Source organism: Streptomyces sp. NPDC002623, from assembly GCF_053592635.1.
In genome coordinates this window covers 83348-107038 of the sequence record NZ_JBSFWB010000030.1, presented here as the reverse complement: position 1 = coordinate 107038, position 23691 = coordinate 83348, and the positions used below count along the sequence as shown (strand labels likewise).

19 protein-coding genes and 1 pseudogene are annotated in these 23691 nt (G+C 71.1%); 14 read left to right on the top strand and 6 right to left on the bottom strand.

The window, feature by feature from the left end; translation table 11 throughout:
• Positions 1 to 115: 115 nt before the first annotated feature.
• Both ACWD4O_RS37730 and ACWD4O_RS37725 read left to right on the top strand, forming a co-directional pair.
• Positions 116 to 1042 carry a carbohydrate ABC transporter permease gene (locus ACWD4O_RS37730; protein ID WP_451287133.1) on the top strand — a complete coding sequence of 309 codons (927 nt, stop codon included), beginning with the start codon at positions 116 to 118 and terminating at the stop codon, positions 1040 to 1042.
• Positions 1043 to 1092: 50 nt separating this feature from the next.
• Positions 1093 to 1872, top strand: coding sequence for a carbohydrate ABC transporter permease (locus ACWD4O_RS37725; RefSeq protein WP_450947497.1), 780 nt, complete (start codon positions 1093 to 1095; stop codon positions 1870 to 1872).
• A 136-nt stretch (positions 1873 to 2008) separates the two neighbouring features.
• Here ACWD4O_RS37725 and ACWD4O_RS37720 read toward each other — a convergent pair whose 3' ends face one another.
• The 3 genes from ACWD4O_RS37720 to ACWD4O_RS37710 all read right to left on the bottom strand — a co-directional run bounded on the left by ACWD4O_RS37720 (position 2009) and on the right by ACWD4O_RS37710 (position 4825).
• Positions 2009 to 3193 (bottom strand): flotillin family protein, encoded by a 1185-nt coding sequence (locus ACWD4O_RS37720; protein ID WP_451287131.1) that lies wholly within the window; start codon positions 3191 to 3193, stop codon positions 2009 to 2011.
• A gap of 15 nt (positions 3194 to 3208) precedes the next feature.
• Entirely contained in the window at positions 3209 to 3460 is a 252-nt protein-coding gene (locus ACWD4O_RS37715; RefSeq protein WP_451287129.1) for a hypothetical protein, read from the bottom strand.
• A gap of 105 nt (positions 3461 to 3565) precedes the next feature.
• Positions 3566 to 4825 carry an acyl-CoA dehydrogenase family protein gene (locus tag ACWD4O_RS37710; RefSeq protein WP_451287127.1) on the bottom strand — a complete coding sequence of 420 codons (1260 nt, stop codon included), beginning with the start codon at positions 4823 to 4825 and terminating at the stop codon, positions 3566 to 3568.
• 81 nt (positions 4826 to 4906) lie between these two features.
• On the opposite strand from ACWD4O_RS37710, the gene fabG reads away from it, so the two are divergent.
• The 5 genes from fabG to ACWD4O_RS37685 are packed head-to-tail and all read left to right on the top strand — an operon-like array spanning position 4907 to position 10394.
• Positions 4907 to 5653 carry a 3-oxoacyl-ACP reductase FabG gene (gene fabG / locus ACWD4O_RS37705; protein WP_451287125.1) on the top strand — a complete coding sequence of 249 codons (747 nt, stop codon included), beginning with the start codon at positions 4907 to 4909 and terminating at the stop codon, positions 5651 to 5653.
• Between the two features lie 43 nt (positions 5654 to 5696).
• On the top strand, positions 5697 to 6935 hold the full coding sequence (locus ACWD4O_RS37700; RefSeq protein ID WP_451287123.1) for an acetyl-CoA C-acetyltransferase: 1239 nt from the start codon (positions 5697 to 5699) through the stop codon (positions 6933 to 6935).
• On the top strand, positions 6935 to 8362 hold the full coding sequence (locus ACWD4O_RS37695) for an OB-fold domain-containing protein (RefSeq protein WP_451287121.1): 1428 nt from the start codon (positions 6935 to 6937) through the stop codon (positions 8360 to 8362). Before ACWD4O_RS37700 ends, ACWD4O_RS37695 begins: the two co-directional genes overlap by 1 nt.
• A gap of 12 nt (positions 8363 to 8374) precedes the next feature.
• Positions 8375 to 9583, top strand: coding sequence for an acetyl-CoA acetyltransferase (locus ACWD4O_RS37690; protein WP_451287119.1), 1209 nt, complete (start codon positions 8375 to 8377; stop codon positions 9581 to 9583).
• 16 nt (positions 9584 to 9599) lie between these two features.
• Positions 9600 to 10394 carry an SDR family NAD(P)-dependent oxidoreductase gene (locus tag ACWD4O_RS37685; RefSeq protein WP_451287117.1) on the top strand — a complete coding sequence of 265 codons (795 nt, stop codon included), beginning with the start codon at positions 9600 to 9602 and terminating at the stop codon, positions 10392 to 10394.
• Positions 10395 to 10401: 7 nt separating this feature from the next.
• On the opposite strand, the gene ACWD4O_RS37680 is transcribed toward ACWD4O_RS37685, so the two are convergent.
• The gene (locus ACWD4O_RS37680; protein ID WP_451287115.1) at positions 10402 to 13104 is read right to left on the bottom strand and encodes an ABC transporter permease subunit; all 2703 of its coding nucleotides are present in this window, start codon (positions 13102 to 13104) and stop codon (positions 10402 to 10404) included.
• Positions 13105 to 13233: 129 nt separating this feature from the next.
• Here ACWD4O_RS37680 and ACWD4O_RS37675 point away from each other — a divergent pair, with 129 nt between their 5' ends.
• From ACWD4O_RS37675 to ACWD4O_RS37660, 4 genes and pseudogenes are all read left to right on the top strand, one after another.
• Positions 13234 to 14472, top strand: coding sequence for an ABC transporter substrate-binding protein (locus tag ACWD4O_RS37675; RefSeq protein WP_451287113.1), 1239 nt, complete (start codon positions 13234 to 13236; stop codon positions 14470 to 14472).
• 96 nt (positions 14473 to 14568) lie between these two features.
• A pseudogene (locus ACWD4O_RS37670) lies at positions 14569 to 15198 on the top strand (ABC transporter ATP-binding protein); the annotation flags it as partial.
• A 10-nt stretch (positions 15199 to 15208) separates the two neighbouring features.
• A complete protein-coding gene (locus ACWD4O_RS37665; protein ID WP_451287111.1) occupies positions 15209 to 16552 on the top strand; it encodes a hypothetical protein in 1344 nt (447 codons plus the stop codon).
• Positions 16549 to 17931 (top strand): acyl-CoA reductase, encoded by a 1383-nt coding sequence (locus ACWD4O_RS37660; RefSeq protein ID WP_451287109.1) that lies wholly within the window; start codon positions 16549 to 16551, stop codon positions 17929 to 17931. Before ACWD4O_RS37665 ends, ACWD4O_RS37660 begins: the two co-directional genes overlap by 4 nt.
• Before the next feature lie 9 nt (positions 17932 to 17940).
• Here the strand turns inward: ACWD4O_RS37660 and ACWD4O_RS37655 are convergent, their stop codons facing one another.
• Together ACWD4O_RS37655 and ACWD4O_RS37650 are read right to left on the bottom strand one after the other, a co-directional pair.
• Positions 17941 to 18711 (bottom strand): SDR family NAD(P)-dependent oxidoreductase, encoded by a 771-nt coding sequence (locus tag ACWD4O_RS37655; protein WP_451287107.1) that lies wholly within the window; start codon positions 18709 to 18711, stop codon positions 17941 to 17943.
• A 201-nt stretch (positions 18712 to 18912) separates the two neighbouring features.
• A complete protein-coding gene (locus ACWD4O_RS37650) occupies positions 18913 to 19860 on the bottom strand; it encodes a methionyl-tRNA formyltransferase (protein ID WP_451287105.1) in 948 nt (315 codons plus the stop codon).
• A gap of 237 nt (positions 19861 to 20097) precedes the next feature.
• Between ACWD4O_RS37650 and ACWD4O_RS37645 the strand changes: the two genes are divergently transcribed.
• The 3 genes from ACWD4O_RS37645 (at position 20098) to ACWD4O_RS37635 (ending at position 23680) form a co-directional block, all read left to right on the top strand.
• Complete coding sequence (locus ACWD4O_RS37645; protein WP_451287103.1) at positions 20098 to 21444, top strand: lysine N(6)-hydroxylase/L-ornithine N(5)-oxygenase family protein; 1347 nt, start codon at positions 20098 to 20100, stop codon at positions 21442 to 21444.
• Between the two features lie 110 nt (positions 21445 to 21554).
• Entirely contained in the window at positions 21555 to 22613 is a 1059-nt protein-coding gene (locus ACWD4O_RS37640) for a FecCD family ABC transporter permease (RefSeq protein WP_451287101.1), read from the top strand.
• Between the two features lie 5 nt (positions 22614 to 22618).
• A complete protein-coding gene (locus tag ACWD4O_RS37635; protein WP_451287137.1) occupies positions 22619 to 23680 on the top strand; it encodes a FecCD family ABC transporter permease in 1062 nt (353 codons plus the stop codon).
• Positions 23681 to 23691: the final 11 nt, after the last annotated feature.

The following is a 23691-nucleotide window of genomic DNA, read 5'->3' as shown; positions in this document are numbered from 1 at the left end:
AGGTGCGGGTTGGGGGTGGTGAAGCCGCGCAGGGCGGGCTGTCGGCCGCCTTGGATCGCGAGTACGGCCTGGACCAGCCCGGCCATGCCCGCGGCCCGGCCGCCGGATCCGGCCGGTGTCGGCCGGGGCCCGGCCCGGGCCCCGGCGGCGGGCCACCAGGTACTGGCCGCAGTACCTGGCCATCTCCCCGTACTACCTGCTCTTCTCGGTCTTCATGCTCTTCCCGGTGCTCTACACCGTGTACCTGGCGTTCCAGAAGTGGGACGGCATCGGGGACATGCAGTTCGTCGGGTTCCAGCAGTTCCGCTTCCTCTGGGACGACCCCGTCTTCTGGCTGTCCATCCGCAACACCCTCGTCATCTGGGTGCTGTCCACGGTGCCGATGCTCCTCCTGGCGCTGGTGCTCGCGGTGCTGGTGAACTCCACCAAGCGGCTCACCGCGTTCTACCGGGTCGCCCTGTTCATCCCCAGCATCACCTCGCTGGTGGCCATCGCGATCTTCTTCGGCGCGATCTTCAGCAACAACTTCGGCCTGATCAACGCCATCCTGAAATCGGTGCACCTGTCGGCCGTGCCCTGGATGAGCAACGAGTGGACGATCAAGCTGGTGATCGCCGCCCTGATGACCTGGCAGTGGACCGGCTACAACGCGATCATCTACCTCGCCGGCCTCCAGGCGATCCCCTCGGAGCTCTACGAGGCCGCCCGGATGGACGGCGCCGGCCCCGTCCGGATGTTCTTCTCCATCACGATCCCGCTGCTGCGGCCCATCATCCTGTTCACCGTGGTGATCTCCACCGTCACCGGCCTGCAGAGCTTCACCGAACCGCAGGTGCTGTTCGGCAGCGACGCGTCCACCAACCCCAACTCCGGCGGTCCGGGCCAGGCCGGTCTGACCACGTTGCTGTACTTCTACCACCAGGCCTTCGACAACAACGACTTCGGCTACGGGGCCGCGATCGTCTGGGCCTTCTTCCTGCTGATCCTGCTGATCGTCGCCGTCAACTGGCGCCTGGTGCAGCGTAAGGAGCGACGGCCGTGAACAGCCTCAACCGGAAGCGCGCCCGGGGTCTCGGCGTCCACATCGTCCTGATGACCGGTGTCGTCATCTCGGTGTTCCCGTTCTACTGGATCGTCGTCATGGCGACGAACACCTCGCAGGACATCTACAGCTACCCGCCGAAGCTGTGGTTCGGCGACAACCTGGTGACCAACGTCCAGCACCTGTTCGACAAGATGGACTTCTTCGGGTCGCTGTTCAACACGGTGATCGTGGCGGTCTGCACGACCGTGCTCGTGCTGTTCTTCGACTCCCTGGCGGCCTTCGCCTTCGCCAAGTACGACTTCCCCGGCAAGAAGATCCTGTTCGGCGTCCTGCTGTCGATGTACATCCTGCCGACCCAGCTGGCGATCATCCCGCAGTACGAGATCATGGTGCAGCTGGGCTGGCTGGGCACGCTCAAGGCGCTGATCGTGCCCGCCGCGGCCAACGCCTTCGGCATCTTCTGGATGCGCCAGTACACCAGCACCAGCGTCCCCGACGAGCTGCTGGACGCGGCCCGTATCGAGGGTGCCGGCTTCTTCCGCCAGTACTGGCACGTGGTGCTGCCGTGCGTCCGCCCGGCGCTGGCGTTCCTCGGCATCTACACCTTCATCGGCGCCTGGAACGACTACATCCTGCCGTTGGTGATGCTGGTCAACCCCGACCGGCTCACCCTCCAGGTGGCGCTGGCCCAGCTGTACGCCGGTCACTCCACCGACTACAGCATGGTGATGGCCGGGGTGCTCCTGTCGGTCATCCCGCTGGTGCTGGTGTTCACCTTCTTCGCCCGCGGGTTCATAGCCGACGCCACGAAGGGAGCCCTGCGCTGACCGACCGACTTGACCAAACGGGCCCCGAAGGGGCGCGGGGCGCTGACATCTGCGGCTCCGCCGCGCGGGCGCGACCAGCCACGATGGCGCCGCAGCGGAGGAACGACGGCACATCGCGGCACTTTCAGCGGAGCGCTCAGTCGACGTCGACCGGGCCGTCGTCGGACTTCTTCTCGCGGCCCGGGCGCAGTTCGAGCACGCCGTCGCCGCCTCCCTCGGGGCGGCCGCGGCCGTCGGTGGAGTCGCCGTTCAGGTTCTGGCGGACCGAGTCGAGGATCGTCAGGCCCTGGGACACCAGGCCGGCGGCGATCTCACCCAGGCCGTCCGCGCCGTTGAGGACGTTGACGTTGGCCCCGGCGAGGCCGCCGGCGGCCTCCTTCACGATCTGCGGGAGCTGGTCGATCAGCATCCGGTCGAGCGCGACCCGGTCGTAGGAGGCGGCCGCCTCCGCCTGGATCTTCATGCGCTGGGCATCGGCGGCGGCGAGCACCCTGATCCGCTCGGCCTCGGCCTCGGCGGGCTTCACGATCTCGGCGACCAGCTGCTGCTGGCGCAGCTTGGCCTGGCGCAGCGCCAGTTCGGTCTGGGCGGCGAGCACCTCCTGCTGGGCGTGCGCCTGGGCCAGCGGTCCGGCCTGCGCGGCCTGTGCCTCGGCGCGGTTCACCTCGGCCGAGTACTCCGCCTTGACGATCGCGGTCTGCCGGGCGTACTCGGCCTGCTTACGGGCCGCCGCCTGCTCCGCCTCGGCCGCCGCCTGGGTGGCCTGCGCCTGGGCGATCTGGGCCTGCCGCTGGATGGCCGCCTTGTGCGGCGCCGACATCGCGTCGATGTAGCCGGTGTCGCCGTCGTCGATCGACTGGATCTGCAGCGAGTCCACGATCAGACCGATCTTCGCCATCTCGGTCTTGGACGTGTCCAGGACCTCCGCGGCGAGCTTCTGCCGCTCGGTGACGATCTCCTCGACCGTCATCGAGCCGATGATCGACCGCAGATGGCCGGCGAAGATCCGCCCGGTCAGCACCGCCATCTGGTCCTGGTCGGAGAGGAAGCGCTGGCCCGCGTTGATGATGCTCTCGTGGTCGTTGCCGACCTTGAACGCGATGACCGCGCGGACGTGCAGCGCTATGCCCTGCCGGGTCACACAGGTCTCGGTGACCTCGGACTCGCACATCGACAGGGTCAGGAAACGGGTCTTGCGGAAGATCGGGAGCACGAACTTGCCGTGCCCCGTCACCACTCGGAACGGCGCGCCCCCCAGTCCCCGCCGGCCCCCCGAGATCAGCATCGCCTCGTCGGGAGCGGGAACGCGGTATCCGAACATGTCTGTCTCTGCTCCTCAGTCTGCGTCGGCGAGATCGCCGAGCGCGTCCAACGGATCCGCCCACACGACGACGTCGACCGCACGGCAGCCGCGCGACGCGATCACGAGCACCGTCGTCCCCGTCGGCAGCGGATCCTCCGACCAGGCGAGAAAGGTCTCGGAACCGCCCCGGACCCGCACCAGGATCTCGCCGGGGCCCGCCGGACCGCGGGTGCCGATGAGTACCGTCCCCGTGCAGCCGATCACGGCCTCGTCCTGCGGCGTCACCGGCCGTTCTCCTGCGCTCTGGCACACGGTATCGACGATAGTCCGGCCCGGGGCGGGACCCAACAGGCTTGGCGATTCCTTGGAACGGTACAGGTCAGACCGTTGCTAACCCGCTGTCGCCCGCGGTTCGCGCGGGAGCCCCAGCACCTTCTCGGCGAGGATGTTCCGCTGGACCTGGGAGGTGCCCGCGTAGAGCGTGCCGGAGAGGGCGATCAGGTAGGTCGTCGACCAGGAAGCGGAGGAGTTGGCGGCGCCGGGGTCGTCGGTGCGGTAGGTCCGCAGTGGCGGCCGGCCGACCGGCACCTGGCCGTGCAGGCCCATGATGTCCATCGCCAGGTCGGTGACCTCGGTGTGGTACTCGCTCCAGTACAGCTTGGCGATCGACGATTCGGGGCCGGGGTCGGCGCCCTTGAGCCAGCCGGTGAGGATCCGGTAGCCGAGGTAGCGCATGATCTCGACCTTGGACCAGCACCAGGCGATCCGCTGCCGGACCACCGGATCCTGGTCCCTGCCGTACCGGCGGGCCAGTTCGACGAGGCGCTCGACCTCGGCCCGGAACAGGATCGGGTTGGTCGCCGCCTCCTCCCCGCGCTCCACGCCGAGCAGGCTCTGGGCGACCGTCCAGCCGTTGTCGACGCCGCCGACGACGAGATCGGCGCGGGTGCGGGCGCCGTCGAAGAACACCTCGTTGAAGTGCAGCTGCCCGCTCATCATGCGGAACGGCCGCACCTCGACGCCGGGCTGGTCGAGCGGGACGAGGAGGAACGAGATACCGCGGTGCCTGGGCGCGTCGCGGTCCGTGCGGGCCAGGACGAAGATCCAGTCGCTGTGATGGGCGCCGGAGGTCCACACCTTCTGCCCGTCGATCACCCACTCGTCGCCGTCGAGCACCGCGCGCGTCTTCAGCGACGCCAGGTCCGAGCCCGCGTCCGGCTCCGAATAGCCCTGGCACCAGGTGTCCTCGCCGCTGAGGATGCGGGGGAGGAAACGGCGCTTCTGCTCCTCCGTGCCCCAGCGCAGCAGCGTGTTCGCCAGCATCTTCACGCCGAAGGTGTCCTGCGGCAGCCCGAACGGCACCCCGGCCAGCGCGAGCTCCTCCATCAGCACGACCTGGTGCAGCTTGGACAGGCCGCGGCCGCCGTACTCCTCGGGCCAGGCCAGCGAGAGACAGCGGCGCTCGGCGAGCCGACGGCGCCAGTCCCGGGCGAACGCCCAGGCCGCCTCCTCGTCGAGCGCGCCGATGCCCTGCCAGTTCGGCGGCAGCGCCTCGGCGAGGAACTCCTTGACCTCGGTGCGGAACGCCTCGGTCTCCGGGGGATAGCTGATGTCCACCTGCGCCCACTCCTCGTCCGGCCCCGCTCGCACAGCAGGATCGCTGTATTGATTGTTTCAGCATAATAGGTTATCTATTTTAGAGGAATGGCGAAGAGGTGAGGTGAGCTGACGATGGGACTGCTGGACGGTCGGAACGCCGTGGTCACCGGTGGCGCCCAGGGCATCGGCTACGAGATCGCCGCCGTCCTGGGCGACGCGGGAGCCCGGGTCGTCCTCGGCGACATCGACGCGGACGCGGCGGCGCAGGCCGCCGAGCGCCTCACCGCCAACGGCATCGCGGCCTCCTCGCTGCGCTGCGACGTCACCGACGAGGACGAGGTCGCCGCCCTCGTCGCGCACTGCGGGGCGGTCTTCGGACCCGTCGGCGTGATGGTCAACAACGCCGGCATCACCCGGGACGCGACCCTGCGAAAGATGCGGATCGACGACTTCCGGGCGGTCCTCGACGTCCATCTCACCGGCGCCTGGAACGGCACCCGGTACGCCGCCGAGGCGATGCGGGCGCACGGCGAGGGCGGCAGCATCGTCAACATCTCCTCCATCGCCGGCAAGGTCGGCAACTTCGGGCAGACCAACTACAGCGCCGCCAAAGCCGGTCTCGTCGGGCTCACCAAGGCCTCCGCCAAGGAACTCGCCAAGGCCGGCATCCGCGTCAACGCCGTACAGCCCGGACTGATCCGCACCGCGATGACCGAGGCGATGCCCGCGGCGGCCTGGGACGCCAAACTCGCCGAGATCCCGATGGGCCGCGCGGGCGAACCCGCCGAGGTCGCCCAGGTCGTGCTGTTCCTCGCCTCAGGGATGGCGAGCTACCTCACCGGAGCCGTGATCGAGGCGACCGGCGGCCGGTACATGTGAGTCACCCCTCGCTGTCGCCCCTCGCTGACGAAAGGCATGACGGATGCGTGACGCGGTCATCTGCGAACCGATACGTACCCCGGTCGGGGGCTACGGGGGAGTCTTCCGCGACGTCACGGCCGCCCGGCTCGCGGCCACCGTCGTCCGTGCGGTCCTGGACCGCACCGGCATCCCGCCGACCGCCGTCGACGACGTGCTCCTCGGCCAGTGCTACCCCAACGGCGAGGCCCCCGCCATCGGCCGCGTCGCCGCCCTGGACGCCGGACTGCCCGTCGAGGTGCCGGGGCTGCAGATCGACCGCCGCTGCGGCTCCGGCCTCCAGGCCGTCATCACCGCCGCGATGCAGGTGCAGACCGGCGCGAGCGACCTCGTCCTGGCCGGCGGCGTCGAGTCGATGAGCCAGGCCGAGTTCTACACCACCGACGCCCGCTGGGGCGTACGCGGCGCGGGCGCCATGCTGCACGACCGGCTGGCCCGCGGCCGGGTCACCTCCGGCGGTGCGAACCACCCGGTCCCCGGCGGCATGCTGGAGACGGCCGAGAACCTGCGGCGCGAGTACAACATCCCGCGCGAGGAACAGGACCGACTCGCCCTGCGCTCCCACGAGAAGGCCGTCGCCGCCCGACGGGAGGGCCGGTTCGCCGCCGAGATCGTCCCCGTCACCGTGTCGACCCGGAAGGGCGAGACGGTCGTCGACACCGACGAACACCCGCGCCCCGACTCCTCGTTGGAGAAACTCGCGGCCCTGCGTCCCGTACTGGGCCGGCAGGACCCCGAGGCGACCGTCACGGCCGGCAACGCCAGCGGGCAGAACGACGGCGCCTCGATCTGTGTCGTGACCCACCCCGAACGCGCCGCCGAACTCGGCCTGCGCCCGCTCGGCCGCCTGGTCTCCTGGGCGGTCGTCGGAGTGCCGCCCGAGACGATGGGCATCGGGCCCGTGCCCGCCACCGCGCGGGCACTGGAGCGGGCAGGGTTGAAGCTCGCGGACATCGACCTGATCGAACTCAACGAGGCCTTCGCCGCCCAGGTGCTGGCCTGCACCCGCGAATGGGGCCTGACCGAGGCCGACTTCGCGCGGTTCAACGTCAACGGCTCCGGCATCTCGCTGGGCCACCCGGTCGGCGCCACCGGCGGCCGCATCCTCGCCACCCTGCTGCGCGAGCTGGACCGCCGACAGGCCCGCTACGGCCTGGAGACCATGTGCCTCGGCGGCGGCCAGGGCCTGGCCGCCGTCTTCGAACGGCCGACGCACACCACTCACGCCCCTGGAGGACGCTGATGCCCGGACTGATCGCGTACGGCGCCCATGTGCCGTACCACCGCCTCGCGCGGGCGGACGTCGCCGCCGCGCTGGGGACCTCGGCAGGCAGGGGAACACGCGCGGTCGCGGGCTACGACGAGGACACCACGTCCATGGCCGTCGAGGCGGCCCGCGGGGCGCTGGCCCGCGACGGACTGCGGCCCCGCATCGGCCAGCTCTTCCTCGCCACGGCCGCCCCCGCCTACCTCGACAAGACCAACGCGACCGCCGTGCACGCCGCACTCGGCCTCGACGAGCACGTCCTCGCCGTCGACATGGCCGGCTCGGTCCGCTCCGGCCTCGGCGCGCTCGTCACCGCCGCCCGCTCCCCGCAGCCCACCCTGGCCGTCCTGTCCGACCTGCGCACCGGCCTGCCCGGCGGCGCCGACGAACGGGCGGGCGGCGACGGCGCGGCCGCGTTCGTCTTCGGCGGACACCGCAACGGCGCCCCGGTCATCGCGGAACTGCTCGCCCACGACACCGTCAGCGACGAGCTCCTCGACCGCTGGCGGCTGCCCGGCGCACCCGCCTCCCGCGTCTGGGAGGAACGCTTCGCCGAGGAGATCTACGTGTCCCTCGCCGACAAGGCGCTCGCCGCCGCCCTCGACCAGGCCGGCCTGGAGCGCGGGGCGATCGACCACCTCGTCGTCGCCGGCCTGCACGCGCGCGCGTGCGCCGCGGTGCGTCGTACCGCGGGCGTACGCCCCGAGGCGGTGACCCCTGACCTCGCCGAGGCGATCGGCAACGCCGGCGCCGCCCAGCCCGGCCTCCTCCTCGCCGACGTCCTCGACCGGGCCCGGCCCGGCGAGCTCATCGCGCTGCTCGTGCTCGGCGACGGCGCGGGCGTCCTGCTGCTGCGCGCCACCGACGCGCTCCCCGCGCACCGCAGCGCCCGCCCGGTCGCCGCGCAGATCGCCGCGGGCGGCGCGCCGATGCCGTACGCCGCCTACCTCACCTGGCGCGGCCTCCTCGACCGCGAACCGCCCCGCCGACCGGATCCGGAGCCGCCCTACGCGCCGCCCGCGCACCGCCGGGTCGGCTGGAAATACGGCTTCGTCGCCTCCCGGTGCGAGAAGTGCGGCACCCGGCATCTCCCGCCGGACCGGGTGTGCGTCTCCTGCCGGGCCGTCGACGCCATGGCGGACGAGCCGATGGACGCGGTGCGCGGCACGGTGGCGACCTTCACGGTGGACCGGCTGGCCCACACGCCCAGCCCGCCGATGCTCGTCGTGGTCGTCGACTACGACGGCGGCGGCCGGTTCCGCTGCCAGCTCACCGACGCGACCGAGGCGGACGCGGTCATCGGCGCCCGGGTCGAGATGACGTTCCGGCGCACGGTCACCGCCGCCGGCGTCCACAACTACTTCTGGAAGGCCCGGCCCGTGCGGCCGGGCGACGACGGCTGAGGGGACGGGCACATGGGCTCGCACGGAATCCGGGACCGGGTCGCGATCGTCGGCATGGGCTGCACGCCGTTCGGGGAGCACTGGACCCGCTCGGCGGACGATCTGCTCGTCGACGCCGTCGGCGCGGCCGTGACCTCGGCCGGCATCGTCCTCGACGACATCGACGCCTTCTGGTTCGGCACCCAGGCGTCCGGCGTGTCCGGACTGACCCTGAGCCGGGCGCTGCGGCTGCCCCACAAGCCGGTCACCCGCGTGGAGAACATGTGCGCGACCGGTTCCGAGGCGCTGCGCAACGCCTGCTACGCCGTCGCCTCCGGGGCGTACGACGTGGCGATGGCCGTGGGCGTGGAGAAGCTCAAGGACTCCGGCATGTCCGGGCTGTCCGGCACGGCGATCCCGGGCGCGGGCGACGACAGCCGCGGCGAGATCACCGCCCCGGCGAACTTCTCCCTGCTGGCCCCCGCCTACGCCGCCAAGTACGGCCTGGCGGAGGCGGAGATGAAGGACGTCATCACACGCATCGCCTGGAAGAACCACGTCAACGGGGCCCGCAACCCGCGCGCCCAGTTCCGCAAGGAGGTGCCGCTGGAGCGCATCCGGTCGGCCCCGATCGTCGCGGGCATGCTCGGCGTGTTCGACTGCTCGGGGGTGTCGGACGGCTCGGCCGCCGCGATCGTGGTCCGGGCCGAGGACGCCTACCGGTACACCGACCGGCCGATCTTCGTGAAGGCGCTGTCCTTCGTGGCCGGCCCGGCGGACGGCCTCCTCGACCCGGCCTACGACTTCACCACCTTCCCCGAGGTCGTCGCCTCCGCCCGGGAGGCCTACCGGCAGGCGGGCGTCACCGACCCGCGCGCCGAACTCGCGCTGGCCGAGGTCCACGACTGCTTCACGCCCACCGAACTGGTGCTCATGGAGGACCTCGGCTTCTCCGAGCGCGGACAGGCGTGGAAGGACGTGAGCAACGGGGCGTTCGACCTGGACGGCGCACTGCCGGTCAACCCGGACGGCGGCCTGAAGGCCTTCGGTCACCCCATCGGCGCCTCGGGCCTGCGCATGATGTTCGAGGCGTGGCTGCAACTGCGCGGCGAGGCGCCGCCGGAGCGGACGGTCAAGGCCGTGGCCGAAGGGCGCTCGCTCGCCCTCACCCACAACCTCGGTGGCGGACCCGGCGAATGCGTGTCCTTCGTCTCCGTCGTCGGAAGCGAACTCACCGATTAGGAAAGGCGGTTCGCCCATGGGGCGACTGGAAGACAAGATCGCGATCGTGACCGGAGCGGCGTCGGGCATCGGCGCCGCTACGGCGCGTCGGCTGGCGGCGGAGGGCGCGCACACGGTCGTCGCCGATCTGAACCTCGACGGCGCGAAGACGGTGACGGAGGAGATCCTCGCCGCCGGCGGCTCCGGCACGGCGGTCCGGGTCGACCTGGGCGACGTCGACAGTGTGCGGGCCATGGTGGCCGCGGCGGTCGACGCGTACGGCGGCCTCGACGTCCTGCACAACAACGCGGCGGCCACCCATCTGGCCGCCCGGCAGGACCTCGCCGTGGTCGAGGCCGACCCGGCGGTCTGGGACGACACCATGCGGATCAACCTGCGCGGGACGATGGTCGCGATCCAGGCCGCCGTCCCGCACCTGGTCGCGCGCGGCGGCGGCTCGATCGTCAACACCTCGTCCGGCGCCGGGCTCGCGGGCGATCTGCGCAACCCCGCGTACGGCGCGTCCAAGGCCGCGCTGATCAACCTCACACAGTACGTCGCCACCCAGTACGGCAAACAGGGCGTGCGCTGCAACGCCATCGCCCCGGGGTTCATCGTCACACCCGCGAGCTCCGGCTCGGCGCACGGGGCGATCCGGGAGGCGATGCTGCGTCATCACCTCACCCCACGGCTGGGGCGCCCGGAGGACGTCGCCTCGGCGGTCGTGTTCCTCGCCTCCGACGAGTCCGCCTTCATCACCGGGCACACCCTGCGCGTGGACGGCGGGCTGCTGTCCCATCAGCCGTACGTCGCCGACCTCCGGGACGCGTGACCCGTCCTCAGGCCATCGCCTCGGGCTCCAGCTCGCCCAGGTAGGCCGCCCGCACCGCCGGATCGCGTCGCACCTCCTCGGGGGTGCCGGCGCAGATCCGGCGTCCGAAGTCCAGGACCACGACGCGGTCGCAGACGCTCATCACCATGTCGACGTCGTGCTCCACGAGCAGCACCCCCATGCCCCAGTCCTCGGCGAGCCGCCGCACCAGGTGGGCCAGTTCCCGGGTCTCGTCGTCGGACAGCCCCGCGGCCGGTTCGTCCAGGAGCAGCACCGACGGCGAGGCCGCCACCGCCCGGGCGATGGCCAGCAGCCGTCGCTCCCCGTACGACAGGTCGCCGACCGGCCGGTCCAGGCTGTCCTGGAGCCCGAACTCCCGTACGGCGACGAGCACCTGGGCGGGCAGCGGACGGCTGCCGGGACGGATCAGGTCCGTGAAGTAGGCCCACCGGCCGGGCCGGTCGCAGGCCGCGTACAGGTTGTCCAGCACGGTCATGTCCTCGAACAGCTCCAGCGACTGGAACGACCGGCTCAGCCCGGCCGCCGCCCGTCGGTGCACCGGCGCGCGGGTGACGTCGTGCTCGCCGAGGCGGACGCTTCCGGCGGCGGCCCGGGTGAAGCCGGTGACCGCGTCGATGGCGGAGGTCTTGCCGGCGCCGTTGGGGCCGATGAGACCCACCACCCGGCCCGGCTCGACGTCCAGCGAGAGCCCGTCGACGGCGACGACACCGCCGTAGTGCACGGTCAGGTCGCGCACCCGGAGGGGGAGGGGAGCGGCACGGCGGACCGTCGGCGCGGGCTCCGTCCGCGTCGCCGCGGGCCGGACTTCGGCACGGCGCCTCGGGCGCACCTTGCGTTCCACGGCCGCCGCCGGCCGGCCGAGGTCCTTTCCGATGCCGTCCTGGTTGCCCACCAGCGTCAGCACGAGGACGACCCCGCCGATCAGCGGCATCCACTCGCTCAGCCCGGGCAGCACCAGGTCCCCGAACCGGGCGCCGACGGTGCCCGCGGCGAACGTGGCGCCGAACAGCGGGCCGACCAGGAAGCCGACGCCGCCGATGACGGCGAGCCCGAGCGCGGTGACGGAGTCGAAGCTCGCGAAGTCGGAGAGGACCACCGAGGTCGAGCGGAAGCCGGTGAGCACTCCGGCGAGCGCGGCGATGGCCGAGGACAGGCCGAAGGCGTAGAGCTTGGCGGCCCGGACGTCGATGCCGAGCGCGGCGGCGGCCCGCTCGTTCGCCCGGACGGCGATGAGCCGGCGGCCGGTGCGGCTGCGCCGCACGTTGGCGACCACGAGCGCGGCGGCCACGAACATCACCAGCACCACGGAGGCGTACCGCTGCGGATGGTCGAGCCCGGACACGCTGATCCCGAAGAGGGTCTGCTTGCCCACGGCGATGCCGTCGCTGCCCGGGGTCGTCGACAGGTCCGTGTTCTGGAAGACCATCGCCTCCAGGGTGGTGCCGAGCCCCAGCGTGATGATCGCCAGGTTCACCCCGCGGGTGCGGACGGCCGGGAGCGCGAACAGCAGACCGATCGGGATCGTGCCCAATACCCCGGCGAGGAGGGCGAGTTCGAAGGGCCAGCCCCAGTCCGCGGCGGCATGCCCGGCGATGAAGGCGCCGGTCCCGGCCAGTGCGTACGCCGCGAGGGAGACCTGCCCGGCGTACCCGGTGACCACGACGATCGACAGGATGATCAGCGACAGCACCAGGGTGTTGGTGATCGCGTCCGCCCACAGGGGCGTGGCCAGGCTCACCAGCAGCAGCGCGAGCGCGACCGCGAGGGCCAGCGGCACGGGGCGTACCCGTCCGGTGCCCAGGGCGGGCAGCCGGTCCAGGAACGTGCCGCGCAGCGGCAGCGCCTGTCCGCGCGCGACCAGGACGAGGGCGATGCACAGGAACGGCACCGACGAGGCGAGCCCGGTGACGCCCGAGCCGAAGCGGGTCAGCTCGGACTGCACGATCCCGATGACCAGGCCGCCCGCGAGAGTGACGGGGAACGACGAGAACCTGCCGACCAGGGCGGCGGCCAGGGCGCTCAGCAGCAGGGTGGTCAGGCCGGTCACCGACAGGCCGATGACCGGCACGATCAGGATGCCGGTCAGTCCCGCGAGCGCCGAGCCCAGCGCCCAGTTGCCGGTGGCGATGACGTCCGGGGACCAGCCGAGCGCGGCGGCGGCGCCCTCGTTCTCCGCGACGGCGGTGGTGCCCAGGCCGAACAGGGTGCGCTTGTAGAGGAGATGGAGGACGGCGGTCACGGCGACCGCGATCGCGAGCAGCCAGACCCGGTCCTCGGACACCGTCACCCCGCCGATCGTCAGCAGCCGGGTGGGCAGCTTGCCCGGCACCAGCTCCAGGCTGTCGCCGTAGCGTTTGACGGCGAGGGCGGTGAGGACGATGAACACCGCGAGGGTGGCGACCAGCCGGGCCGGCGAGGACGCCCGGCGCAGCGGGCGCAGCACGAGCAGATGGGTGAGCACGCCCAGCGTCGCGGAGGCGAGCACCCCGCAGGCGACGGCGGGCCAGTACGGCATGCCCTGCCCGGCGGAGAGCTCCCACTGCACATAGGCGCCGGCCATCCCGATCGCGCCGTGCGCGAGGTTCAGGACGCCGGAGCCCCGGTAGACCAGCACGATGCCGTGCGCGGTGAGCGCGTAGAGGGCGCCGAGCCCGAGGCCCAGCAGCGCGAACCGCAGGATGTCGTCCATCGGGGAAACCTCCCAGGGGTGGGGCGAGACAGCACATTCATTTAAATAATTGTGCCGAGAGTACTTCACTAACCCAAAAACGCACCCCATGCTGTTCGCCATCTCCACGTCGAGCTCCTCGGAGGAACGATGAACGACTCACGCCGACGCAGAACCGCCACAGCCAGCGCTCTCGCGGTGACCGGCGCCCTGCTCGCCGCCGGCTGCGGGGGAGAAGCGTCCGACAGCTCGGCGCAGACCTCCGCCCTGAAGGGCACGCCGGTCAAGGTGATGGTCTGGACACCGGAGAACACCCAGGGCAGCGCCCAGCCCGGAGTCCGGCTCACCGCCCTGGCGTACGAGAAGTGGATCAACGCCAACGGCGGCATCAAGGGCGGCCCGCTGAAGGTGATCACCTGCAACGACAAGAACGACCCCGACGAGGCCGAGAAGTGCGCCCAGCAGGCCGTCGCCGAGAAGGTGGTCGCCGTCGTCGGCTCCTACAGCCTGGCCGGCGACCGCTACATGCCCATCCTGGAGAAGGCCGGCATCCCCTACATCGGCGGGACCGGCGTCTCGGCCGCGGAGTTCTCCAACCCGCTGTCGTTCCCGGTCAACGGCGGCACCCCGGTGGTGTTCGCGGCGCACGGCATGCAGCTCGTGGAGGAGGGCTGCAAGAAGATCTCCGGCGTCCGCTACGACGTGGCCGCCGCCGCCATCGTCTCCCAGTTCCTCACCCTCGGCGTGACCTCCGCCGGAGGGGCGGCGCCCAAGGACCTCAAGGTGCCGATCACGGCCACCGACCTCGCCCCGCAGGTCGCCACCGCGACCAAGGACAGCGACTGCGTGAGCGTCATCCTGGGCACTCACTCCGACCTGTTCGTCAAGTCGTATGTGCAGTCCGGCGCGAAGACCAAGCTCGGCAGCGTCGTCGGCAACCTCACCCCCGAACTGGCCGAGAGCACCGGCGGCAGCGGCAGCCCGCTGGAGGGCGCCGCGATCACCGGCTACTACCCGCCGTCCTCCGACGCGGTGTGGAAGGACTTCGTCGAGGCCGCCAAGGGCCATGACATCGACACCACCAACGGCGCCAACGGCACGACCTGGGTCGCCTTCAAGGTCTTCACCGAGGCGGTGGGACAACTGCCCACGATCACCTCCAAGGCGCTGGTGGAGGAGCTGAACACCACGTCGGGCATCGACACCGGCGGACTGACCCCGCCACTGACCTGGAAGGCCTCCACCGCCCTGCCGATCAAGGGCCTCAACCGCATCCACAACACGACCGCCACCGAACTCACCATCCGCGACGGGAAGATCGAGTGGGCCAAGGAGGGCTCGACGTTCGTCGACGTCCGCAAGGCGCTGACGGCGGCCTCGGCCGGCTGACGAAGGAGAACGTCCGTGCACGACACCGCGTCCCTGATCGAAGCCCGCGCCCTGTCCGCCGGGTACGGCGGCCGGCCCGTCGTACGCGACCTCGACCTACGGGTCCGCCCCGGCGAGGTCGTCGCCCTGCTCGGACCCAACGGCGCGGGCAAGACCACGACCTTGCGGGCGCTGTCGGGCGAACTGGCCCCGCTGGACGGCGAGGTCCGCTGGCTGGGCGACACCGGCCGCGCCCCGCTGCACCGCCGGGCCCGCCAGGGCCTGGCGTACGTCGGCGAGCGCGCGGTCTTCACCCGCCTCGACACCGCGGACAACCTACGGGTCGGCCGGGTACCGGCGGAGCGGGCCCTGGAACTCTTCCCGGAACTGGAGAAACGGCTGAGGACCGGCGCGGGCATGCTGTCCGGCGGCGAGCAGCAGATGCTGTCGCTGGCGCGCGCCCTGGGCCGGGCCCCCAAGCTGCTCCTCGCGGACGAACTGTCCCTCGGCCTCGCCCCGCTCGTGGTCGACCGCCTCCTGCGCGCCGTGCGCGAGGCGGCCGACCGCGGCCTCGGCGCCCTCCTCGTCGAACAGCATGTCCGCAAGGTGCTGGACATCGCCGACCGTGTCTACGTCCTGCACCGCGGCCGCGTCACCATGACCGGCACCCCGAAGGAACTGCGCGCAGACCTGGACGCGATCGAGTCGTCGTACCTCGCCGAAAAGAAGACGTACGCAACCGATTGAGGTGGATGCTGTGCCGAGCGCACGTGAACAGATCCGATCTCTGGTCCTGTCCGACGACCCCTTCGACCAACCAGCCCAGGACATAAAGGAGTTGCAGCTCGAAGCCGCACGCGAGGCCTTCACCGCCCACCGTGCGCGCATCCCGCTGCTGCACACCCGCGCACAGGACACCGGCGTCCGCGAGATCACCGCCCTCGACGACCTCGTCCCCCTCCTCTTCTCGCACACCAGCTACAAGTCGTACCCCGTCTCCCTCATCACCGCCGGCCGCTGGGACCGGCTCCTGCGCTGGTACACGACCGTCTCGGCGGTCGAACCGGACGACGTCGACCTGGACGGCGTCCACGACATCGACGCATGGACCGACCGCATCACGGCAGGCGGCCACCGCCCCTACATCACCAGCGGCACCTCCGGAAAGGTCTCCTTCCTCAACTGCGACGCGAGCGACCTGAGTTTCCTCCACGACATCCTGGAGAACCTGACCTGCTGGCCCGACCCGCTCCCGCCCACGCCCGTCCGCCGCGGCTATCTGCTGGCCCCGGCCGGCGGCCCGATGCGCTCCATCGACGGCTACCGATGGCACGCGGAGGTCTTCGCCCGGCCGGGCGAGACCCTGCTGCTCACCGAGGAACCCCTGCGCGTCTCCGAGCTGATGAGCAGCGCCCTGCTGCGCCGCCGCATGGCCGAAGGCACCGCGACCCCACAGGAGATCAGCGCCTTCGAGAGCCGGTCGGCGACCAGAGAACGGGAGCTGGACGCCGCCGTGGCCCGGATCGTCGACGACATCGCCGAGCACCGTGACGAGCCGCTCCTCGTCGCCGGCATGAACAACCAGCAGTTCACCCTGATCCAGGCGCTGCGCGCCCGGGGCGTCGCCGACGGCAGCCTGCACCCGGACACGCTGGTGCTCAGCGGCGGCGGCAACAAGAACGGTGCGCTGCCCGACGACTACCAGCAGCAGTTCGCCTCGTTCTACGAGGGCGTACGGCGGGTGCGCAGCTACGGCATGACAGAGCTCCAGGGTTCCTGCCTCGCCTGCGAGCAGGGCAACCACCATGTGCCGCCGTGGGTGATCCCGCTGGTGCTCGACGAGCCGGGCGAGAGGCTGCTCAACACCGAACAGACCGTGGTGGAAGGCCGGTTCGCGTTCCTCGACGTCTCCCTGGAAGGCCGCTGGGGCGGACTGATCAGCGGTGACCGCGTGCTCGTCGACTTCGCCCGGTGCGCCTGCGGCAGGCCCGGCCCCGCCGTCCTGCCGGACATCACCCGCTACGGCGACCTCGGCGGCGACGACAAGATCACCTGCGCCGCGACGCTCGACTCCTATGTGCGGGGGATGATCCACGGATGACCGGCACGGCACTCGACGGCGCGACGGCCGCCGTCCACCTGATCCGCGGCGAGGTCGACGACGGCCCGCGGATCGCCCACGGCCGCCGCGGCTTCACCGCACCGGCCCTCGACCTGGACCGGCTGGTGTGGCCGCGCACCGAACCCGGCCCCGCCTTCCAGGTGCCCGTCGCGGAGATCGTCGACCTGCTGGTGGCGACCGGCGAGGCGCTCGAGGCGGACCGCGAGGGCCTGCTCGCCGAGGCGCTCGACCGGCTGACCCCGCTGAGCACCCTCCCCGCCGAGGTGCTCGAACGCGCCTACGCCGTACTGTGGCGCAGCTTCCGCCGCCCCGGACTGCACGCCCAGATCGACTGCGAACTCGGCGGAGCGGATGTGCTCGACGGCTGGCGCGAGGTGCGGCTGCCGGACGACCGGATCGCGGCGACCCGCGCCTTCCCGCCCCGCCTGGTGCACATCATCGCCGGCAACGCGCCCGGCGTCGCGGCGATGTCCGTCGTGCGCGGGGCTCTCACCAAGGGCGTCAACCTGCTCAAGCTGCCCTCGAACGACCTGTTCACCGCGACCGCGATCCTGCGCACCATGGCCGCGGTCGCCCCCGGCCACCCTGTGGTCCGCTCGTTCTCCGCCGTGTACTGGCGCGGCGGCGACGAGAGCGTGGAGAGCGTGCTGTTCCGCCCGCAGTTCTTCGACAAACTGGTCGCCTGGGGCGGCGAGTCCACCATCCGCGGGGCCCTGAAGTACGTCGGCCCGGGGTTCGAGCTGGTCTCCTTCGACCCCAAGACGTCCATCTCGCTGATCGGCCGCGAGGCCTTCGAGTCCCCCGAGGCCCTGGCCCGGGCCGCCGACGCGGGCGCGGCGGACGCCACGTTCTTCAACCAGCAGGCGTGCGTGGCCAGCCGCTTCCAGTTCGTCGAGGGTTCCGAGGACGACGCCGACCGCTATGCCGCGCTGCTGTGCGAACGCCTCGGCGTGGCCCGGGAGTTCAGCTCGGCCGACGGCCCTCGGGTCCCGGGAGAACTCCGCGAGGAGATCGACGTCCTGCGGTCCCTGGCGCCCGAGTACCGGGTGTGGGGCGGCTACGACGGCCGGGGCCTGGTCATCCGCTCCCCGGAACCGGTCGACTTCCACCCCGACGGGAAGATCGTCGACGTCGTTCCGGTCGCCTCCCTGTCCGAGGCCGTCGCCCACGCCGGGGTCGCCACCCAGACGGTCGGCGTGTACCCGGACACCCGCAAGGCGGAACTGCGCGACGCCCTCGCCTGCGCCGGCGTCCAGCGCGTGGTGTCCCTCGGCAAGGCGGGCGGCATGCCGCCCGGCCTCTCCCACGACGGCTTCTACCCACTGCAGCGGCTCATGCGCTGGGTGAACGACGAGTGAGCCCGAGCGCTATCCGCCGGCCAGCCTCCGGAGCACCGCGGAGGAGAGCGGTGTGGGCAGGACGCGCAGCGTGCGGACCAACGCCGCCGTGGGCCAGGGGAAGTACGCCTGGGCCGGTTCCCTCTCCAGGGCCCGCACCACGTACGCGGCCGCCCGCTCCTGGCTGATCTGGAAGGGCTTGGGCAGGCCGTCCCCGCTGATCCGGTCCGTGGCGACGAAGCCCGGGTGGATCGAGGTGAACCGGATGCCCCTGGGCGCCAGTTCGATGCGCGCGGAGTCGACGAGCGTGCGCGCCGCCGACTTCGCGGCCGAGTACGGCCCCTGGCGGGGGAGGCCCATCAGCCCGGCCAGGGAGTTGGTGTGGGCGATCAGCCCGCCGCCGCGCTGGCTGCCCATCCGCGCGATCAGCGGGACGAGGTAGTTCACGACGACGTCGTAGTTCAGCGCCATGATCCGGGCCACGTCCGCCACGCTCACCTGGTCCATGGACATGTCCGGCCCCTGGCCGGCGTTGAGCAGCGCCACGTCGACGGAGCCGTACTCCGTGACGGCGGCTGCCACGACGTCGGCGGCCGCCTGCGGATCCAGGGCGTCGGCGGCGATGTCCAGGCAGTCGCTGCCCGCCGCGCGTACCTCCTTCGCCACGGCGGCCAGTTCGGGGGCGCGCCGTGCGGTGAGGACCAGCCGGTTGCCTCCGGGGGCCAGCCGGCGTGCCACTTCGGCGCCGATGCCCGAGGAGGCGCCGACGATCAGAACGGTCCGGTCGGTGATGCGCGCCATGGTGTCCCTTCGCTCGAGGGGAGAGCGACGACCACGGTACGCGGGGACGGCCCCCGGCCGCCGGGAGCCGCCGGGCCCGAGACCGCTGCCGAGGTCACGACGCTGCCGCCGTGCGGAGACGGGAAGGTCCGCACGGCGGCAGTGTCCGGCCGGCCCACAGGACCGTACTGGGGCCGGCACGTCAGGGGGGGGGTGGGGTGGTCAGGGGCGACCGGTGAGGTAGCCGCCCATCGACGTGAAGTACTCCGCCGCGGTCAGCTCCTTGCCTTCCTCGGTCCGTACGCGCGTGATGGCCAGGCCCCGGTTGCGCCCGGTGCGGGCGTCGGCGCCGGCGACGATCACCACGCCCTCGCCCTCGCGGTAGAAGATCCGGCCCGGCGTGCCTCCGTAGTTGTTCTCGGAGACCACCGCGGCGAGGACGTCGAGCCGCTTGCCCTTGTGGAAGGTGAAGGCGCTCGGGTACGGCGCGGACTGGGCGCGGACCAGGCGTTCGAGGTCCTCGGCCGGCCAGTTCCAGTCGATGCGGCTGTCCTCGATGGACCGCTTGTGGAAGAAGCTCGCCCGGGACCGGTCCTGCTTGGTGAACTCGGTCTGCCCGGAGGCGATGAGGTCGAGCGCGCCGATGGTGACCGGGGCGATGAGGTCGCACGTCTTGTGGAAGAGGTCGGTGACGGTGTCCGCCGGTCCGACCTGCACGGCCTCCTGCCGGACGATGTCGCCGGCGTCGAGCTCGTCGTTCATCATGTGCGCGGTGACGCCCACTTCGGGCTCGCCGTTGATCAGCGCCCAGATCAGCGGGGAGAAGCCGGCGTACTTCGGCAGCAGCGAGTCGTGCACGTTGAGCGTGCCGCGGCGCGGGAGGTCGAAGATGCGCGGGGGGATCCAGGTCCGCCAGTTGTTGGCCACGATGATGTCCGGGTCGGCCTCCTTGAGGCGCTCGAACAGCTCGTCGTCGTCAGGGCGGTTGCGGATCAGCACCGGCACGCCGTGCTCTTCGGCGAGGTCGGCGACGGAGTCGCTCCAGATCTTCTCGTACGCGTGATCGCTCTTGGGGTGCGTCACGACCAGTGCCACGTCGTGCTCGGAGTCCAGGAGGGCTTGCAGGGTGCGGTGCCCCCAGGTCTGGTAACCGAACATGACGACCCGCATGGGGTTCCTCCTCGAGGCAGGGACTGACCGGTGGCAAGTAAAGCAAGGCTTACCTTAGTTTTCAATGGGCATACATCGCCTTGCAGTTGGCGGGGCGGTCTCCGGTCCGCCCCTATCGACAGCTTCACAAGATTAGCTTAGGCTCACCTAAGTTAACGGTGTGCCGCTCCGTCGGCATGCCCACCTGCGTACTTTCCCCACGCCTGACAGGCGTCTGCCCCGCACGATGGGAGAGACATGTCACAGGTTCAGCCTGGTGACGCATCACTGGTCCACGACCTCATTGGCATCGGCTTCGGACCGTCCAATGTGGCCATGGCGATCGCGATCAGCGAGCACAACGCACGCGCCGACGAGCACGAGGCGGTCACCGCCCACTTCTTCGAGCAGCAGCCGCGCTTCGGCTGGCACCGAGGCATGCTGATCGACGACGCGACCATGCAAGTGTCCTTTCTCAAGGACCTGGTGACGCTCCGGAACCCGGCCAGTGAGTTCAGCTTCCTCTGCTATCTGCAGAGCATGGGACGCCTGATCGACTTCATCAACCACAAGAGCCTCTTCCCGCTGCGCGTGGAGTTCCACGACTACTTCGAGTGGGCCGCCGCCAAGGTCGAGGACATGGTCTCCTACGGTCACGAGGTCGTCGGCGTCGCGCCCGTCGTGCGCGACGGAACCGTGGACCACCTGGAAGTGACGGTCCGTTCGGGGGAGGGGCTCGCGGTCCACCGCGCCCGCAACCTCGTCATCGGCACCGGGCTGCGTCCGCTCATGCCGGAGGGTGTGGAGCGCGGCGAGCGCGTCTGGCACAACTCCGAACTGCTGGCGAAGGTCGACGGGTTGGAGGGCACCGCGCCCTCGCGGTTCATCGTCGTGGGAGCCGGGCAGAGCGCCGCCGAGAACGTCGCCTACCTGCACCGGCGGTTCCCCGAGGCCGAGATCTGCGCGGTCTTCTCCCGCTACGGCTACAGCCCCGCCGACGACAGCAGCTTCGCCAACCGGATCTTCGACCCGGAGGCCGTCGACGAGTACTTCGCCGCGCCCGCGGACGTCAAACGCCGGCTGATGGACTACCACGGCAACACCAACTACTCCGTGGTGGACATCGATCTGATCGACGATCTGTACCGGCAGATGTACCGGGAGAAAGTGCTCGGCACCGAGCGGTTGAGGTTCATCAACATCTCGCGGCTCACCGGCGTCGAGGAGACCCCGGACAAGGCCCTTGCCACGGTGAAATCGCTGGTCACCGGCGAGGAGGCCACGCTTGCCGCCGACGTGGTGGTGTTCGCCACCGGCTATCGCCAGGCCGACCCCGTCGGTCTCCTCGGCGAGGTCGCGGACCGCTGCCTGCGCGACGACGAGGGCAACGTCCGGGTCGAGCGCGACTACCGCATCACGACCGACCCCGATCTGCACTGCGGCATCTATCTGCAGGGCGGCACGGAGCACACGCACGGCATCACCTCGTCCCTGCTGTCCAACACGGCGATCAGGGTCGGCGAGATTCTGGACTCGCTCCTCGACCGTGGTCTCAAGTCCGCTTTCGACGAGGCCCGTTCGGTCGCCGAAGGAAGCGCCCGCTAGGACAGGTCCAGGGACCTGTCCTGGCCCCCGGGGCGCCGAGCGGCTCCGGTTCCTCGCTGTGCCCCGGGCCGTGTCTCCCCGGTTGATCAATAGGGATAACGTACGTGGACATGGGCATGACTGCAGTGGAGCGCCTCGCTCCGAGGGGCTCGACACAGGCCCGTAGCCGACGGGTTGTCGGTCTGGGCGTGCTGGTGGCGGTCCTTGCGCTCGTGACAGTGGCGTCGTTGGCCGTCGGCGCGCGTGCGTTGACCCCCGCCGAGGTGTGGCACGGGCTGTTCGCGGCGCCCGAGTCCGACCAGCGGCTCACCGAGATCAGACTCATCGTGCAGACCGTGCGCGTGCCCCGCACGGTGCTCGCCGTCGTGGCCGGCATCGCCCTCGGCGTCGGCGGGGCGCTGATCCAGGGGTACACCCGCAACCCGATCGCCGACACGGGCCTGCTCGGGGTGAACGCCGGCGCGTCCTTCGCGGTGGTGTCGGCGATCGCCCTGTTCGGGTTCACCAACCCGTTCCAGTACGCCTGGTTCGGCTTTCTGGGGGCGGCGGTCGCCGGTGTCGTCGTGTTCGGTCTCGCGAGCATCGGACGCGGGGCCGGCAACCCCTTGACGCTCGCCCTGGCCGGTCAGGGCATCACCGTGTTCCTCGCGGCGATGACCACGGCGATCGCGCTCTCGGACCAGGCGGCGCTGAACGCGCTGCGGTTCTGGAACGCGGGCTCGGTGGCCGGCGTCGGGTTCGACGTCATCTGGCCGGTGACCGCGTTCATCGTGGTCGGGCTGGTGCTGGCCCTGAGCATGCTGCCCTCCCTCAACCTGCTCAACCTCGGTGACGACGTCGCACGCGGACTGGGCGTCAACATCGCCATGAGCCGGACCGTCGGCATCGTGGCCATCACCCTGCTGGCGGGCGCGGCGACGGCCGCCTGCGGACCCATCTCCTTCCTCGGGCTGATGGTGGCCCACGTGGCCCGCTATCTCACCGGGCCGGACTATCGCTGGCTGGTCCCCTACGCGGGTCTGCTCGGCGCCATCGTGCTGCTGCTCTGCGACATCGTGGGCCGCCTGGTGGTACGGCCGGGCGAACTGGACGCGGGTGTCGTCGTCGCCCTCCTCGGGGCCCCGTTCTTCGCGGCTCTGGTGTGGCTCGGAAAGTTCAAGAACGCATGACCGGGATGAACGGGACAGACGTGAAGCCGTCGGTGGCGCCGGGCGTACGGCTCGGCCAGGTGTCGTTCGTCTGGCGGCCCTGGATGGTGCTCGTCACGCTGCTGCTGGCGGCGGCGACCTTCCTGGTGTTCTGCGTGTCCATCGGCGTGGGGGACTTCCCCATCGGCCTGCCCCAGGTGATCGCCACGATCTTCGGGCGCGGCGAGGCGGTCGACGAGTTCGTCATCATGGACCTGCGGATGCCGCGCGCCCTGGCCGGGCTCGTCGTGGGCATCGCGCTCGGGGTGTCCGGGGCGCTCACGCAGTCCATCGCGCGCAATCCGCTGGCCAGTCCGGACATCCTGGGGATCACCGGGGGCGCCGGCGCGGTCGCGGTGTTCCTGGTGACGGTGTCGGGCGGGACCGCCACGGCGATCGTCAACTCGGTGGGTCTGTCCGTGGCGGCGCTCCTGGGCGGTCTCGGTACGGGTCTGCTGGTGTACTTCCTGGCGTGGCGGCGCGGGATCGACGGCTTCCGGCTCATCCTCATCGGCATCTCGGTGAGCGCCGTGATGGAGGCGATCACGACCTGGCTGCTGGTCACGGCGGACATCCGCGATGTGGCCCGGGCCCAGGCGTGGCTGGTCGGCTCGCTGGACGACCGGTCGTGGGACGAGGTCTGGGTGGCGCTGTGGTGCTCGCTCGCCCTGCTGATCGTCGTGTCGTGCGTCGCGTTCCAGTTCAAGCCGATGCACTTCGGGGACGAGGTCGCCGCGGGCCTGGGCGTCCGGTACTCGGCGGTGCGTGCGGTCCTGCTGCTGTGCGCGGTACTGCTGGCCAGCGTCGCGGTGAGCGCGGCAGGCCCGGTCCCGTTCGTGGCGCTGGTGGCGCCGCAGGTGGCGATGCGTCTGACGCGGTTCCCGACACCGCCGTTGGCGGCCTCCGGGCTGGTCGGGGCATTGCTGCTGAACGGCTCGGACCTCGTCGCGCGCACGGCCCTGCCGATCTCCCTGCCGGTCGGCGTGGTCACCGCCGCGATCGGCGGCCCCTTCCTCGTCTACCTGTTGGTGCGGGCGAATCTCAAGTAGCTGGTACAAAG